This is a genomic window from Agrobacterium vitis, from assembly GCF_037039395.1.
Lineage (GTDB): Bacteria > Pseudomonadota > Alphaproteobacteria > Rhizobiales > Rhizobiaceae > Allorhizobium > Allorhizobium vitis_E.
The window spans coordinates 2,164,069-2,180,000 of sequence record NZ_CP146242.1; the positions used below are offsets into that span (position 1 = coordinate 2,164,069).

The following is a 15,932-nucleotide window of genomic DNA, read 5'->3' on the forward strand; positions in this document are numbered from 1 at the left end:
GTAGAGCGGGATGTGACCGCCGGGCCTGCTTTATCAATCCAGCTTGCGGGTTTTCAGTCGATCCAGAAGCAGTTTGGCCAGGGCTTCATAGTCGCCATCGAAATGGTGACCGCCTTCAAGCTTGACGACATCGACCTTCTTGGGGTCGAGCTTGTGGCAACCGTCATCTTCCTCGTCATCTGCGCCATACAGGCATTGCACCAGGCCTGCCGGCATTTTGGCGACTTCCTTGGTTGGATCGCCGCCAGCGCCGCTGCTTTTCGCGCCCAGCCAGCCAGTCACCGAAATCTCGAAATCGGATGCCTGCGACATGGACAGCAGCGACACCTGATTGATTTTCTGGCGGATATTGTCCGGCAGAAGATTATAGACCGGGGGGGTAATGTCCGCGCCGAAGGAGAAGCCGACCAGCATCACATGCTTGACCTTCCAGCGCTTGGTGAAGGCGGTGATAATACGGGCGAGATCGTCCGCTGTTTCCTGCGGTTTGCGCTCCGACCAGAAATAGCGAAGCGAATCAACGCCGACGACCGGCAGGCCTTCACTCTGGAAATAGGAGGCCATTTCGCTGTCGATATCGCGCCAGCCACCGTCGCCGGAATAGATGATCGCCATCGTATCGAAGGCGGGTTTGTCGACATCCATCAGTGTCAGCGGCAAGCCGAGAGGCGAGGCTTCCTTGGCGGTGGCTGCGATCATCACGTCGATGCCATCCGACAGGGTCTGGGCGGCGGGCTTCTGGCTGTCGGCCACGTCGATGTCGGAATGGTCCTTCAGGAGATCGGCAACATGGGCACGCCCGGCAGGATCGGCAGACGGCGAAAACCGGACGCTGGCCGGATCTGGTAGCGCGCCGTCGGTCAGGCCATAGACGATGCCACCGTTCTTTTCGGTCTTTACCGCCGGAGTACAGAACTGCTCTGGCAGGGGAATGACGTCGCCGGGGTCGACCGCCAGCGTTTCGCCGATGGTCGCGTTGGGTGTCTGGGCCAGGATCGCCAGGGCCAGCGTACCGCCTTCGCCGATGCCCGCCACCAGCGGCGGCAGGTAATCCGCGCCACCAACATGCCGCTGGATCTGATGGGACAGATCCTCGATGTCTGAAACGGTATAGATGCAATCGTCCTCATCGGACGACTTCAGATCGGCTTGCAGGGATTGCAGATAACGCGGCGTATCGATGCCGACGACAATCGAGCCGTTGCTGCGCAATCTTTCCGCCTCGGCCTTCATCTTGTCGCTCCAGCCGTCCTTGTCGGACAACAGGAAAACGATGGATTTCGGCTTGTCGTCTGGCATGGCGATGACCGGATCGGGTATCGTGCCTGTTTCGTATTGCGGGTCCTCGGCCAGGGCGGGCTGCACGAAAACAGCTGTGGACGACGCCCATGCCAGAACGCCAGCGGCCAGACAATTGCGGGCCAGGTTGCCCTTGGTGAGACGATAAGTTGACGATTTCATTTCTTTACCACGCCTTTCAGACCGCCACCGATCAGGAGAGTTGCGTCCAGGAGCGCGATGACCGGACTGAGGCCGCCTGACACGGCGAGATAGCGGGGTTGCCATTCGGGATGAAACTTTGTCTTGAAAGCCCGAAGCCCCTTGAAATTGTAGAAGCGCTCACCATGCTCATAGAATGTGTTGGCAATGCGATCCCAGACCGGGGCCACATCGCGTCTCGACAGGCCCGATAGGGGCGCCATGCCAAGGTTGAAATGTCCGTAACCTTCGCTGCGCAGATGGGTCAGCAGGCTGACGAACAGATAGTCCATCGATCCCTTCGGCGCCTCCGGCGAAAAGCGCATCAGGTCGATGGAGGCCTCGGCCTTGGTTTCCGTTACCAGAATATTGGCAAAAGCGACGATCCGGCCTTCGAAACGCAGCACGATCACCGGCTGGCTCAGGATATAGTCATCAGTGAACGCACCGAGGGAAAAGCCCTTTTCCTTGGCGCGGTGCTGGGCAAGCCAGCCATCCGACACTGTGCGCAAATCCTCGAGAATTCCAGGCACGTCGGTGAGAGCGATGATTTCATAACTCAGCCCGTCACGTTCGGCCTTGGCGGCGCTCTGGCGCAGATTGGCCCATTTCCCGCCCTTCAGGTCGAAGCGGGAGAGATCGACGACCGCCAGTTCTCCCAGTTTAAAGGCCTGCATGCCGGCATCGGCAATCGCTGGCAGCAGCACGGGTGAGGCCTGATAGAAGACGGCCCGGCAGCCGGCCAGACGAGCCGATTCAACAAATTGCCAAACCAGTTCGTCGCGGGACTTTTTCGGCCCGACCGGATCGAGAAAGGCGATCCACGAGCGTCCCTGCTTGCCATACATCAGGAAAGCGAGGCCATCCGGTGAAAACATCACGGCCTTGTCGCCGGTGCGCACCAGATTGCTATCGGCCACATCCGACTTGCTGAGAATGGCCACGGCCTTCTCGATATCTTCCGGGCTTGACGGCGTCACGGCGGGCGCTGCGGGGCGTAACAGGCTGAAGACCGCCAGCGCCGACGAGAAGATGGTCAGGCCCAGCATGGCGCGCAGCGAGCGCGGCGCCTCTTCCGAAAACTCGAATTCCCACCAGAGAGAGCGGGTGTAATCGACATCGCGATAGACGAAGAACAGGATGAAGCAGGCAAAAATGCAGATCAGGGCGATGGCAGTCAGCCAGGACGATGTCAGCACCTGGCGAAACAGCGAGGCGGGGCGAATGAACAGCCGCTTGCTGGCGAACAGGCCGATCAGCAGGATGGCCAGCGCCGAGGCTTCCAGCACCGCAAAGGCTTTCAGCAGCGACAGGACCAGGGCGGTTGAGGCCCCGACCATGGCCGCCCACCACGCGCCGTCCAGCCGCTGGGCAAGGCCGCGCGCCGCGATGACCAGAAACAGCCCAAGCAAGCTGGTGAAGAAATGCGCACCTTCCACCACGGGCAGCGGCACGATGTTTTGCAGGAATTCCAGATTGCTTTCCGGCGTCGGCGTGACGCTGGAGAAAATCAGCATGACGCCGAGAATGAAGGTCAGGGCGCCGAGAAGTGCAGGTGATATTCGGGCCGCCGTGCGCCCGACCCCGGCCAGCGCCGGGGTTTTGGAATAATGGCGCAGCTCGGTGATCGTCACCAATACGATGGCCAGAATCAGCGGCAAAACATAATAGATCAGGCGGTAGACCACCAGCGAGGCAAGCACCGCGTCGATATTGGTGGTCGGGCCAAGGGCGGCGATGATGACGGTTTCAAACACGCCGATACCGGCAGGCACGTGGCTGAGCACGCCGATCCCGATGGCAATGGAATAGATCGCAAAGAAGGCCGGCCAGGAAATGGCGGCCTGTTCCGGCAAGAGCGCATAGACGACCGAGGCGGAAAAGGCCAGATCGGCTACGGTGACCAGAAACTGCCGCGACAGGGTCGGGGTATCGGCCATCCGCAGCGTCACGCCGGCAAATGTCAGGCTGCGGCGCTGGCCGATGACGATCAGCACGGCAAAGCCGAGGACGATGGCAATCGCCAGGCCGCGCAGCCAGAGCGGGTTGATATTCAGCAGCGGCGCGATTTCCGACGACATCGGAATAAGCGATAGCGCGGTGACAGCGGCAAGCCCCAGGCTGAAGGACAGGGTGACGAAGGCGATGACACGACCGATTTCATCCGGGGCAAGGCCTGCCCGCGAATAGGCCCGGTAGCGGATCGCGCCACCCGACAGCATGCCGAAGCCCGCCGCATTGCCAACCGCATAGGCACTAAAGGCGGTCAGCGCCACTTCCGCCATCGGACGCTTGCGGCCGATGAATTCCATGGCGTTCCAGTCGTAGAGACAAAGCGACAGGAAGCTGAGCGCGGTAAACACCACCGCCAAGAGGATCTGGTCATAGCCGGTAGTGGCCATGGCCGAGACGACGTCGTCATAGCTGACTTCTTCCGTCAGCCGGTAGATCGCCAGCGCTACGGCGGCGAAAATGACCAGCGTGAACACGGCGGCAATCGCCCTGCCATAATCGGCTAGGGCTGCCCGCCATCCGGACCTGGTCGGCGACTCCGCGCTTTCCTGGCTCTCGGATTGTATTTCGGCTGCCATGCGATCGTCCCTTTCATTGACTGCGTGTGATTGCCGCGACCGGTGCGCGGCAGCACTTCCTACGAAGCTTCATTGAAAATGACTCTTCGTATTCCCTTTGAAAACATCTCAAGCCTCTGACGCATTTGAGATATTTTCAATTTTTCCAAGTCGGGGATGCGCGAGCATCTTCAAGACTTGGTATTATATGTAGCGCCTATGCCCGGTTTGCATCCGCCGCATGACTTTCTTCTGAAACCCTGACAGGTTTAAGGAAATATGCGGTAAATCTTAACCGTATCGGGCATGTAGCCGTTCTCTACTGAATTATCGCTGAATGGGGTATCCCAAATTCATGACAAAAACGTTTGCATGGAGAGCGGCGACGATGCCGCCTCAATGCGATGAACTTGCCGTTGCACCTTGGCCCCGAATTGTCTAAAAGCCCGCCAGCCGCATTGTGAAATGCGGAGATTGGTTTCAGCCGGACATGTCCGGCACAGGTTTGAGGTCGAGACGGTCGGGCCATGGCGCGTATTGTGATGAAATTCGGCGGTACATCCGTCGCCAATCTTGAACGCATTCACAACGTGGCGCGGCATGTGAAACGTGAAGTGGATGCCGGCCACGAAGTTGCCGTCGTGGTTTCGGCCATGTCCGGCAAGACCAACGAATTGGTGGACTGGGTGCAGTCAATGCCCAAGGTCGCTGGTGCCGCTTCGCCTTTCTATGATGCGCGTGAATATGACGCTATCGTGGCCTCCGGTGAGCAGGTGACATCAGGTCTTCTGGCCATTGCCCTGCAATCGCTCGGCATCAATGCCCGCTCCTGGCAGGGCTGGCAGATTGCCATCAAGACCGACAATGCCCATGGCGCGGCCCGCATTCAGGACATCGACGGTTCCGATATCATCCGCCGCATGGGCGAGGGCCAGGTGGCCGTGGTGGCCGGTTTCCAGGGCATTGGCCCGGACAATCGCATCGCCACGCTAGGCCGCGGCGGGTCCGATACCTCGGCGGTGGCAATCGCTGCGGCCGTCAAGGCCGACCGTTGCGATATCTATACCGATGTCGACGGTGTCTATACCACCGATCCGCGCATCGAGCCCAAGGCGCGCCGCCTGAAAAAGGTGGCGTTTGAGGAAATGCTGGAAATGGCTTCGCTTGGCGCCAAGGTATTGCAGGTGCGCTCCGTCGAACTGGCCATGGTACACAAGGTGCGCACCTTCGTGCGCTCGAGCTTTGAAGATCCCGATGCTCCGGGCATGGGCGATGTGCTGAACCCGCCCGGAACGTTGATTTGCGATGAGGAAGAGATCGTGGAACAGGAAGTTGTGACCGGCATTGCCTATGCCAAGGACGAAGCCCAGATATCCCTGCGCCGGCTGGCCGACCGTCCCGGCGTCTCGGCGGCGATTTTCGGGCCTTTGTCCGAATCGCATATCAATGTCGATATGATCGTCCAGAATATTTCCGAGGACGGTTCCAAGACCGATATGACCTTTACCGTCCCCTCCGGCGATGTGGATAAGGCGCTGCAAGTGCTCTCCGACAACCAGGAGAAAATCGGTTTCGACGTGGTGCAGAGCGAAAAGGGCCTGGTCAAGGTCTCGGTGATCGGCATCGGCATGCGCAGCCATGCAGGGGTTGCGGCGACCGCTTTCCGCGCACTTGCCGATAAAGGCATCAATATCAAGGCGATCACCACCTCCGAAATCAAGATTTCTATCCTGATCGACGGTCCTTACGCCGAATTGGCTGTTCGCACTTTGCATTCCTGCTACGGTCTCGATAAGGCTTGATCAACGGGTGGGAATTTGCCACCCTTGATCACTACCTCCGGGCGCATTTCGCGCCTGGATTGTCATTATCGGGAGCATGCACGCGATGAGAGACCTTTCCGCAGGTCCGCGCGTCCTCCTCAAGCGGCTTCGCGAATTGATGGCGGAGCCCCTTGAGCCTCAGGAGCGTCTTGACCGTATCACTCGCCAGATCGCGAGCAATATGGTTGCCGAAGTCTGCTCCGTTTATGTGCTGCGCTCCGATGGTGTGCTGGAGCTCTATGCGACGGAAGGCCTCAATCCCGACGCGGTGCATCTGGCCCAGCTGAAAATGGGGCAAGGTCTGGTCGGCACCATCGCCGCATCCGCCCAACCGCTCAATCTTTCCGATGCGCAGGCGCATCCAGCTTTCCGCTATCTCCCTGAAACCGGTGAGGAAATTTATCATTCCTTCCTCGGCGTGCCGATTTTGCGGGCTGGCCGCAGTCTTGGCGTTCTTGTCGTCCAGAACAAGGCGCAACGGAATTATCGGGAAGACGAGCTTGAAGCGCTTGAAACCACGGCCATGGTGCTGGCCGAAATGATTGCCACTGGCGATTTGAAGAAGATTACCCGGCCTGGCCTCGAACTGGACCTGACGCGGGCCGTGACCATCGATGGCGATAGCTATAGCGAGGGCATCGGCCTTGGCCATGTCGTGCTGCACGAGCCGCGCATCGTCGTCACCAATCTCTTGAACGAGGATACCGAGACCGAGCTGAAGCGGATGGCCGAATCGCTCGGCTCCCTGCGCATCTCCATCGATGACATGCTGTCGCGCCGCGAAGTGGCCATGGAAGGCGAACATCGCGAGGTGCTGGAAACCTACCGGATGTTTGCCCATGATCAGGGCTGGGTGCGGCGTATGGAAGAGGCGATCCGCAACGGCCTGACGGCGGAAGCGGCGGTTGAAAAGGTCCAGAGCGATACCAAGGCGCGGATGATGCGCCTGACCGATCCCTATATGCGCGAGCGCATGCATGATTTTGACGATCTGGCCAATCGGTTGCTGCGGCAATTGACCGGATTTTCCGGCAGCAGTGCCGAAGGATTTCCCTCGGATGCGGTGATTTTCGCCCGTGCCATGGGCGCTGCGGAACTGCTCGATTATCCGCGCCAGAACATTCGCGGTCTGGTACTCGAGGACGGTGCTGTTACCAGCCATGTGGTGATCGTCGCCCGTGCTATGGGCATTGCCGTCGTCGGACAGGCAGCCGGTGCCGTGGCGCTGGCTGAAAATGGCGATCCCGTTATTATCGACGGCGATGACGGCAAGGTGCATGTGCGGCCGATGGTCGATCTGCAAACGGCCTATGAGGAAAAGGTCAAGCTGCGCGCCCGCCGTCAGGAACAGTTCAGGGCGCTGCGCGATGTCGAGCCGCTCAGCAAGGACGGCCAGCGAATCAAATTGCAGATGAATGCCGGATTGATGGTCGATCTGCCGCAATTGGCCGAATCAGGGGCCGAGGGCATTGGCCTGTTCCGCACTGAGCTGCAATTCATGATCGCGTCCACCATGCCCAAGGCCGATGAGCAGGAAGCGCTTTATCGCAATGTGCTGAAACAGGCGAAGGGCCGGCCCGTCACCTTCCGTACTCTGGATATCGGTGGCGACAAGGTTCTGCCCTATTTCCGCAGCCACGAGGAAGAAAACCCGGCTCTCGGCTGGCGCGCCATCCGTCTGTCGCTGGACCGGCCCGGCCTGTTGCGCACCCAGATGCGGGCGCTGTTGAAGGCTGCTGCTGGCGGTGAGCTGAAGATGATGCTGCCAATGGTGACGGAAGTGTCGGAAATCCGCGCCGCCCGCGAATTGCTGCAAAAGGAAGTGCAGCATATTTCCAAATTCGGCCATGGCCTGCCAAAGCGGCTGCAATTCGGCGTGATGTTGGAAGTTCCCGCGCTTATGTGGCAACTCGACGAGTTGATGCAGGAAGTGGATTTCGTCTCGGTTGGCTCCAATGACCTGTTCCAGTTTTCCATGGCGGTCGACCGGGGCAATGCCCGGGTATCCGACCGGTTCGATAATCTGGGCCGGCCTTTCCTGCGCATTCTGCGCGATATTGTCCGCGCTGCCGACCGGCACGATACGCCGGTAACGCTGTGCGGCGAGATGGCGGGAAAGCCGTTGTCATCCATGGCGCTGTTTGCTATCGGCTTCCGCTCGGTGTCGATGTCGCCGACGGCCATCGGTCCGATCAAGGCCATGCTGTTGCAATTGGATATCGGCAGGCTTTCCGCCGAGTTGAATGCGTTGCTGGACGACAACAGGCCAAGTGAGCCGATCCGGGCTTTCCTGACACGGTTTGCCGAACAGAACGGCGTTCCGGTCTGATTTCTGAAGAAAAACAAGAGGTAAAGGGTGGCGAAGCTTCCTGTCGATAAAATGCGCGAGCTTGAGCGCCGGTTTGGCGAAATCGAGGCGCGCATGTCCGCCGGGCCTGCTGCCGATGTCTATGTCAAGCTTGCCTCGGAATATTCCGAGTTGCAGCCGGTGGTCAAAGCCATCCGGGAATTGGGGTTGGCAGAAAAGGAAGTTGCCGATCTAAAGGCGCTTCTGGCCGACAAGGGTACGGACCGCGAGATGCGCGATCTGGCGGAAATGGAACTGCCGGATGTCGAGGCACGGCTCGAAGGACTGGAAAAGGAAATCCAGATCCAGCTTTTGCCCAAGGATGCCGCCGACGAGAAAAGTGCGATCCTGGAAATCCGTGCCGGAACGGGTGGGTCCGAAGCCGCGCTGTTTGCCGGTGACCTGTTTCGCATGTATGAGCGCTTTGCGGCGGGCAAGGGCTGGAAAGTCGAGGTCCTGTCTTCCAGCGAAGGCGATGCCGGCGGTTTTAAGGAAATCATCGCCACCGTGACCGGACGCGGGGTGTTTTCCAAGCTGAAATTCGAATCCGGTGTTCACCGCGTCCAGCGCGTTCCCGATACGGAGACCCAAGGGCGTATCCATACCTCGGCTGCCACCGTGGCGGTTTTGCCGGAGGCGGAAGAGATCGATATCGAGGTTCGGGCCGAAGACATTCGCATCGACACGATGCGTTCTTCCGGGGCGGGCGGCCAGCACGTCAACACTACGGATTCTGCGGTGCGTATTACACATCTGCCGACTGGCCTGGTGGTGACCAGCTCGGAAAAATCCCAGCACCAGAACCGGGCGAAGGCCATGCAGGTACTGCGCTCGCGCCTGTTCGACATGGAGCGCCAGCGGGCCGACAGCGAACGGTCGGCGGATCGCAAGAGCCAGGTCGGCTCCGGCGATCGTTCGGAGCGCATCCGTACCTATAATTTCCCGCAGGGCCGTGTGACCGATCACCGTATCAACCTGACCCTCTACAAGCTCGACCGGATGATGATCGGCGAAATCGATGAAGTGGTCGATGCCCTGATCGCCGATTATCAGGCTGGGCAATTGGCGCAACTCGGCGAACAGGCATGAATGGCGCACCGGTGACGCTGAAGCAGGCGCTTACTGCCGCCCGTCTCCGGTTTGCGCAAGCGGCTATCGCCGATGCGCCAAGCGACGCGCGGACCTTGATCGCCGGTCTTCTTGGACTGACGGCGACCGATCTTATCGTGCAGGACAATCGGGTTTTGAGCGCCGATGAGACGAGCCTGATCGAGGCGGCAGTCGAGCGGCGGTTGATGTTCGAGCCTGTCCACCGGATTTTGGGACGGCGGGCCTTTTACGGCCTGGAACTGGCTTTGTCGCCAGCGACATTGGAACCGCGGCCCGATACGGAAATCCTGATCGAGCGTGTTTTGCCGTATCTTCATGCGATGGTGGCGAAGCATGGCAGCGTCCGCCTGCTGGATATGGGGACGGGTACCGGCGCGATTGCATTGGCGCTTTTGCAGGAATGTCCGGCAGCTACGGCATTGGCGACCGATATTTCCGCCGAAGCGCTGGCAACGGCGCGGCAGAACGCCGCAGCCAATAACCTTGCAGACCGGTTCGAGACGCTACAAAGCCATTGGTACAAGGATTTGTCAGGCAGTTTTGACATCATTCTGTCGAATCCACCCTATATTGTCAGCAGGGTCATTGAAGATCTGGCCCCTGACGTTCGGCTTTATGATCCTGCCGTAGCACTTGACGGCGGCGCCGATGGGCTGGATGCTTACCGGGCAATTGCCGCTGGGGCCGCTGATTTTCTGAAGCCCAGCGGTCTGGTTGGGGTGGAAATCGGTTACGATCAGGCGATGGCAGTGACGCAACTTTTCGCAAACAATAGCTTCGTTCTTGTGGAAAGCGCGAAGGATCACGGCGATAATGATCGGATTCTGTTGTTTGCTCAGACCGGACCGCAACTATAGTGGTATTCACCAAGGAACTTTCTGCAATGCAAAGAAAGGGCTTGGTTTTCGAAAGGAAGCGGGATAGGTTGCAGACACGCACCGGGCAGCGGGGAATGAACAAGGATTCGTTTGGCTCTGGGTCGACCGCAAACATGTCTCCTTAAGGAGACGGTAGCGGCGCGAATGATCCTGGTGCGTGGATCAAATAATTTACTGCTTGATTCCTTAAGCCGAGGTCGGGTTAAGGGCAAAAATTATGCAGAATGTTAACGTGTTACAGTCGACCCTCACGCATTTTATAGAATGCAAGGAGCTGTGATAGTCACCAGCGGCCGTATGTTGCATTGGCGCAGTATGCCCCGCAGCGCGTGGAGCCCCGGTTCGATTTAGCGAACGGGCCGCGTCGCCCTCATATCAGCAAGACAGAAATCAGGTGAGTAATCGATGAGGCCAGGACAGCAAAACAAGCGCAGTCGGGGGCGTAGCAGTGGCGGAAGCAATAATAACAACGGCAATAATTTCAACCGCAAGGGCTCCAACCCGCTGACCCGCACCTATGACAGTTCGGGTCCTGACGTGAAGATCCGCGGCACGGCGCAGCATATCGCTGAAAAATATATGGCGCTGGCGCGCGATTCGCATAGTTCCGGCGACCGGGTCATGGCCGAGAACTATTTGCAGCATGCCGAGCATTATAATCGCATCATTGCCGCCGCCCAGGCGCAGATGCAGGAGCGGGTCCATCGCGACGATCGCGACTATAATGACCGCGACGGTTCCGATATGGATGGCGACGAGGGCGATAACGGTCTGGACCGTGGCTACCAGCCACAGCCTGAAATGCCGGTTCAGCAGCCCCGCATCCAGCAGGAACGGGTTCAGCCAGAGCGCGCCCAGCAGGAGCGTCCAGAGCGCGCGGAACGTCAGGACCGTCCAGAACGGGCCGAGCGGCCAGAACGCACGGAGCGTCCGGAACGCCGCGAGCGCACTCATCAGGACCGCCGTCCGCAGCCGATTGCCCAGTCGCAACCTGAGCTGGATATTGCCGGAAGCGGACCGCAGCCGGTGATTGAGCAGACCCCGGTTGAAGCTGAATTTGCCGCTGAGGAAAGCGCACAGCAGGCCAGCGCGAAGTCGGATCGGCCCCAAACCCGACGCCGCACGCCCGCTGCCCGTCCGCGCCGTCCGCGCCGCACGGCTGAAGAGATTGCTGCCGAAGGCGGTGAGGCCAGCGCCGAAGGCAAGCCAGCGGCCAAGGGTCGCGACAAGGCCAATAATGGCGATGCTCCGGCTCTTGTCGATATCGTTTCGGAATAATATCCATCGGTGATTGAACCAGACAGACTCTGGAATTGCCGATGACCACAATTAGCCCCTTCTCCCTTTCTGGAGCAGGGGCTTTTTCATTTTTTGGTGGTTTGTTTTCGGTTGCTTGCGCTTCATCAAGAGCGGGTGATTTTTTGTCGCAAGCCGCTCTTTAAAGGGCAAAATCGCCTCCCCATATCAGCTTTGACGAATTGAATAGAATCCCTTTAGAGGATTGGATTCAATCACCGGGCCTGCCGAATGGGGGCCTGATCCTCAAAACCCATGCCGTGCCTTGACGGGCGGCCTGGAGACTGGAGAGCGAAGATGAACGTTGAAAAATATTCCGAACGGGTGCGCGGCTTCTTGCAGTCTGCCCAGACGCAGGCGCTGTCGGAAGGCCACCAGCAATTTACCCCTGAACATGTGTTGAAAGTACTTCTGGATGATGAGCAGGGCATGGCCTCCTCGCTGATCAGCCGCGCGGGCGGCGATCCAAAGGAAGTCAGGATCGCCAATGACGCGGCACTCGCCAAGCTGCCGAAAGTGTCTGGCGGTAATGGTCAGGTCTATCTTGCCCAGCCCCTGGCCCGGGTGTTTTCCACCGCAGAAGACGCAGCCAAGAAGGCGGGCGACAGTTTCGTTACCGTCGAGCGGCTTTTGCTGGCCCTGGCGGTCGAAACCTCGGCATCCACATCCGCCAGCCTGAAAAAGGGCGGGGTTACGGCTGCGGCGTTGAACCAGGTGATCAATGATGTCCGCAAGGGACGCACCGCTGACACCGCCAATGCCGAACAGGGCTTCGACGCCTTGAAGAAATACGCCCGCGACCTGACGGCAGAGGCGCGAGAAGGCCGGCTTGATCCGGTGATCGGTCGCGACGATGAAATTCGCCGCACGATGCAAGTCCTGTCACGCCGCACCAAGAACAATCCAGTCCTGATCGGTGAACCCGGCGTTGGCAAGACGGCGATTGCCGAAGGTCTGGCTATTCGTATCGTCAATGGCGATGTGCCGGAAAGTCTGAAAGACAAGAAACTGATGGCGCTGGATATGGGCTCCCTGATTGCCGGGGCCAAGTATCGCGGCGAATTCGAGGAACGTTTGAAGGCGGTGTTGAACGAGGTTCAGGCCGATAACGGCGAGATCATCCTGTTCATCGACGAAATGCACACGCTGGTCGGCGCGGGCAAGAGCGATGGCGCCATGGATGCGTCCAACTTGCTAAAACCCGCACTGGCGCGTGGCGAATTGCATTGCGTTGGCGCGACGACGCTGGACGAATATCGCAAGCACGTGGAAAAAGACCCGGCTCTTGCACGGCGTTTCCAGCCGGTGATGGTGGACGAGCCGACGGTGGAAGACACGATTTCCATCCTGCGCGGCCTCAAGGAAAAATATGAGCAGCATCACAAGGTGCGGATTGCCGATTCGGCCATCGTCGCCGCTGCGACCTTGTCGAACCGTTACATCACCGACCGCTTCCTGCCGGACAAAGCCATCGACTTGATGGACGAAGCTGCCTCGCGTCTTCGCATGCAGGTGGACTCCAAGCCGGAAGAGCTGGATGAATTGGACCGCCGTATCATTCAGTTGAAGATCGAGCGGGAAGCCCTGAAGAAGGAAACCGATATCGCCTCCGCCGACCGCTTGAAGCGGCTGGAAAGCGAATTGGCCTCGCTGGAAGAAGAAGCCGATGCGCTGACGGCCCGCTGGCAGTCGGAAAAACAGAAGCTCGGTCTTGCCGCCGATCTGAAGCGTCAGCTGGATGAAGCACGTAACGACCTGGCCATCGCCCAGCGCAAGGGCGAATTCCAGCGCGCTGGCGAACTGGCCTATGGTGTTATTCCAGGCCTCGAAAAGCAGTTGACCGATGCCGAGGCAAAGGATGCCTCTGGCGCGGCCAGCATGGTGCAGGAAGTGGTGACACCCGACAATATCGCTCATATCGTCTCGCGTTGGACTGGCATTCCGGTGGACCGGATGTTGCAGGGCGAACGGGAAAAGCTGCTGAGAATGGAAGACGAGCTGGCAAAATCGGTGGTCGGGCAGGGCGATGCGGTGCAGGCCGTGTCGCGGGCTGTGCGCCGGTCGCGGGCCGGACTTCAGGACCCCAACCGGCCGATTGGCTCCTTCATCTTCCTCGGCCCGACTGGCGTCGGCAAGACAGAGTTGACCAAGTCGCTGGCTCGGTTTCTGTTCGATGATGAAACGGCGATGGTTCGCCTCGACATGTCGGAATATATGGAGAAACACTCCGTATCCCGGCTGATCGGTGCGCCTCCGGGCTATGTCGGCTATGAGGAAGGCGGCGCTCTGACGGAATCGGTGCGGCGCAAGCCCTATCAGGTCGTGCTGTTCGATGAGATCGAAAAGGCGCATCCCGATGTCTTCAACGTGCTCTTGCAGGTTCTGGATGACGGTCGCCTGACCGATGGTCAGGGCCGCACGGTGGATTTCAAGAACACGATCATCATCATGACCTCCAATCTCGGGGCCGAATACCTGACAGCCCTTGGTGAGAACGAGGATGTCGATAGTGTTCGCGACCAGGTGATGTCTGTGGTTCGGGCCTCTTTCCGTCCCGAATTCCTCAACCGTGTCGATGAGATCATCCTGTTCCATCGCCTGCGGCGCAGTGAAATGGGTGCGATTGTCGAGATCCAGATGCAGCGGCTCCTGGCTCTGTTGGCTGAACGCAAGATCACTGTCGATCTTGGCGGTGATGCTCGCGATTGGATGGCCAATAAGGGGTACGACCCGGTTTATGGGGCAAGGCCGTTGAAGCGGGTGATCCAGAAATACTTGCAGGACCCGCTCGCCGAGCAGATCCTGTCAGGCGAAGTGCTTGATGGTAGCGAGGTGAAAATCACCGCCGGTTCGGATCGGCTACTGATCCAGCCGGTCAAGCCGATGGATCAGGTCGCAGCCTAAGACCTTCCCAGCATCAGTGGTGGCGGCCTTCGGGCCGCCATTTCCATGTCATATCAATTGTTGGCGGCAAGCTGCCGATTTTTCTCGGCACTGCTCAGCAGATCGTCAATGCGCTGCCGTTCCTGCTCGAATTTTGCCAAGGTGCCACCGTTCAGCGACTTGCCGTCCGGCAACCGGACCTTCATCGGATCGACCTTGGTGCCGTTGACGATAATTTCGTAGTGCAGATGCGGGCCGGTGGACTCGCCGGTCGTCCCCACCCAGCCGATGACCTGACCCTGGCGGATCTTTGCCCCGGCAACGACGCCCTTGGCGATGGCGCTTTGATGGTTATAGGAGCTTTCATAGCCGTTCGGATGGCGAATAATCGTCTGATTGCCATAGCCGCCGGAATCCCATCCGGCTTTTTCAACCGTTCCGCTGCCGGCAGCAATGATCGGCGAACCGGATGGCGCGCCCCAATCGACACCGGTATGCATGCGCGAATAACCAAGGATGGGATGCCGGCGCATACCGAAACCTGAGCGGAACACGCCATTCGGGACCGGATTGCGCAGCAGGAACTGGCGATTGGTCTTGCCGTTTTCGTCAAAATAATCGACGGAATTGTCGGACGGGTCCTGGAAGCGATAGAGTGATGTCGTTGTGTCGCCAAAACGCGCCCGCAGGAAAAGCAGTTCTGAATCTGCGGCTGCTTTGCCGCTTTCATCCGCAGCCGAATAGAAAACTTCCAACCCGTCGGTTGGCCTCAGCGGCGCCTGTAAATCCACGCTGCTGGCCAGCAGCCGAACCATTTGCCCCGTCAGTTCCTTGCTGAGCCCATAGGAAAGGGAAGCCCGGTAAATCCCATCATAAATACTGGGTAAGTCACGATTTGCCATGACGGGAGGGCTGTTTTCGTCAAAGGCCGTTGCAATCGCATCCAGCATGGGCGGCTCGGACCCTTCAACCAGATGGCTCTGGTCATCCACCGCCATTGTGACCAGATGCTTGCCGCCACGGTAAGCGCTGAACCGGACCACACGGGCCTGTTCTCCGCGCTGAATAATGCCGAGGCGCAGAACATCGCCGGACTGGAGAGAAGGGCTTCCCAATTTTTCGCTGAGGCTGTCGGAAATCGCTCTGGCTTTGGCTTCGGGGTAGCCCGCACCGGTCAAGGCGGCAATGATGGTCTGCTCGCGGCGAACCGGAATAATATCGTCGGCATATTCGTCGGTATCCGGCGTAACGGGGTCCGGTGTCGATACGCTCAGATTTTGCTCAACGACGCGGGCCGAGAGGCCGGGATTTATGTCGAGATCGGCATCCGGATCGGCAAAGCGCTCTGGGTCTATATAATAGAGCCCGGAAACCTGTTGCGTTCCTTCCGTCAATACGGAGCCATTGGATCGCACGTTTTCTTCGACCTCGTCCGAAGTCATGCCTGGCGCCGCCTTGAAAGGCGTGCCGTTTACAGGAAAGGCAACCGTCTTCAGGCTTATTTCGGAATCGACGTTCGAACCGTAGATTGTTCCGGTGCGCGGGG

General features: G+C 59.1%; 10 protein-coding genes (1 of these 10 running past the window's edge). 7 read left to right on the plus strand and 3 right to left on the minus strand.

The genetic code is table 11. The features are described 5' to 3' along the window. Positions 1 to 33: 33 nt before the first annotated feature. Both V6582_RS12720 and mprF read right to left on the minus strand, forming a co-directional pair. Complete coding sequence (locus V6582_RS12720; RefSeq protein ID WP_156632552.1) at positions 34 to 1,461, minus strand: virulence factor family protein; 1,428 nt, start codon at positions 1,459 to 1,461, stop codon at positions 34 to 36. Then, positions 1,458 to 4,070 (minus strand): bifunctional lysylphosphatidylglycerol flippase/synthetase MprF, encoded by a 2,613-nt coding sequence (gene mprF / locus V6582_RS12725; protein WP_156632553.1) that lies wholly within the window; start codon positions 4,068 to 4,070, stop codon positions 1,458 to 1,460. Before mprF ends, V6582_RS12720 begins: the two co-directional genes overlap by 4 nt. 506 nt (positions 4,071 to 4,576) lie before the next feature. Here mprF and V6582_RS12730 point away from each other — a divergent pair. The 7 genes from V6582_RS12730 (at position 4,577) to clpB (ending at position 14,407) form a co-directional block, all read left to right on the plus strand. After that, on the plus strand, positions 4,577 to 5,851 hold the full coding sequence (locus tag V6582_RS12730; RefSeq protein WP_156632554.1) for an aspartate kinase: 1,275 nt from the start codon (positions 4,577 to 4,579) through the stop codon (positions 5,849 to 5,851). Positions 5,852 to 5,936: 85 nt separating this feature from the next. After that, positions 5,937 to 8,201, plus strand: coding sequence for a phosphoenolpyruvate--protein phosphotransferase (gene ptsP / locus V6582_RS12735; RefSeq protein ID WP_156632555.1), 2,265 nt, complete (start codon positions 5,937 to 5,939; stop codon positions 8,199 to 8,201). A 27-nt stretch (positions 8,202 to 8,228) separates the two neighbouring features. Then, a complete protein-coding gene (gene prfA / locus V6582_RS12740; RefSeq protein WP_337739302.1) occupies positions 8,229 to 9,308 on the plus strand; it encodes a peptide chain release factor 1 in 1,080 nt (359 codons plus the stop codon). Beyond that, on the plus strand, positions 9,305 to 10,186 hold the full coding sequence (gene prmC, locus V6582_RS12745) for a peptide chain release factor N(5)-glutamine methyltransferase (RefSeq protein ID WP_156632556.1): 882 nt from the start codon (positions 9,305 to 9,307) through the stop codon (positions 10,184 to 10,186). Before prfA ends, prmC begins: the two co-directional genes overlap by 4 nt. Positions 10,187 to 10,612: 426 nt before the next feature. Then, the gene (locus V6582_RS12750; RefSeq protein WP_156632557.1) at positions 10,613 to 11,485 is read left to right on the plus strand and encodes a DUF4167 domain-containing protein; all 873 of its coding nucleotides are present in this window, start codon (positions 10,613 to 10,615) and stop codon (positions 11,483 to 11,485) included. 41 nt (positions 11,486 to 11,526) lie between these two features. Beyond that, positions 11,527 to 11,649, plus strand: a complete 123-nt coding sequence (locus V6582_RS12755; RefSeq protein WP_272950787.1) for a hypothetical protein — start codon at positions 11,527 to 11,529, stop codon at positions 11,647 to 11,649. Positions 11,650 to 11,800: 151 nt separating this feature from the next. Continuing rightward, positions 11,801 to 14,407 carry an ATP-dependent chaperone ClpB gene (gene clpB / locus V6582_RS12760; RefSeq protein ID WP_156632558.1) on the plus strand — a complete coding sequence of 869 codons (2,607 nt, stop codon included), beginning with the start codon at positions 11,801 to 11,803 and terminating at the stop codon, positions 14,405 to 14,407. A gap of 53 nt (positions 14,408 to 14,460) precedes the next feature. Here clpB and V6582_RS12765 read toward each other — a convergent pair whose 3' ends face one another. Then, positions 14,461 to 15,932, minus strand: partial view of a peptidoglycan DD-metalloendopeptidase family protein gene (locus V6582_RS12765; protein WP_156632559.1) — the 3' portion only. The gene runs 475 nt beyond the window's last position; 1,472 of the gene's 1,947 nt are visible here — the last part of the coding sequence; its start codon lies beyond the right edge, outside the window; it ends in the stop codon at positions 14,461 to 14,463.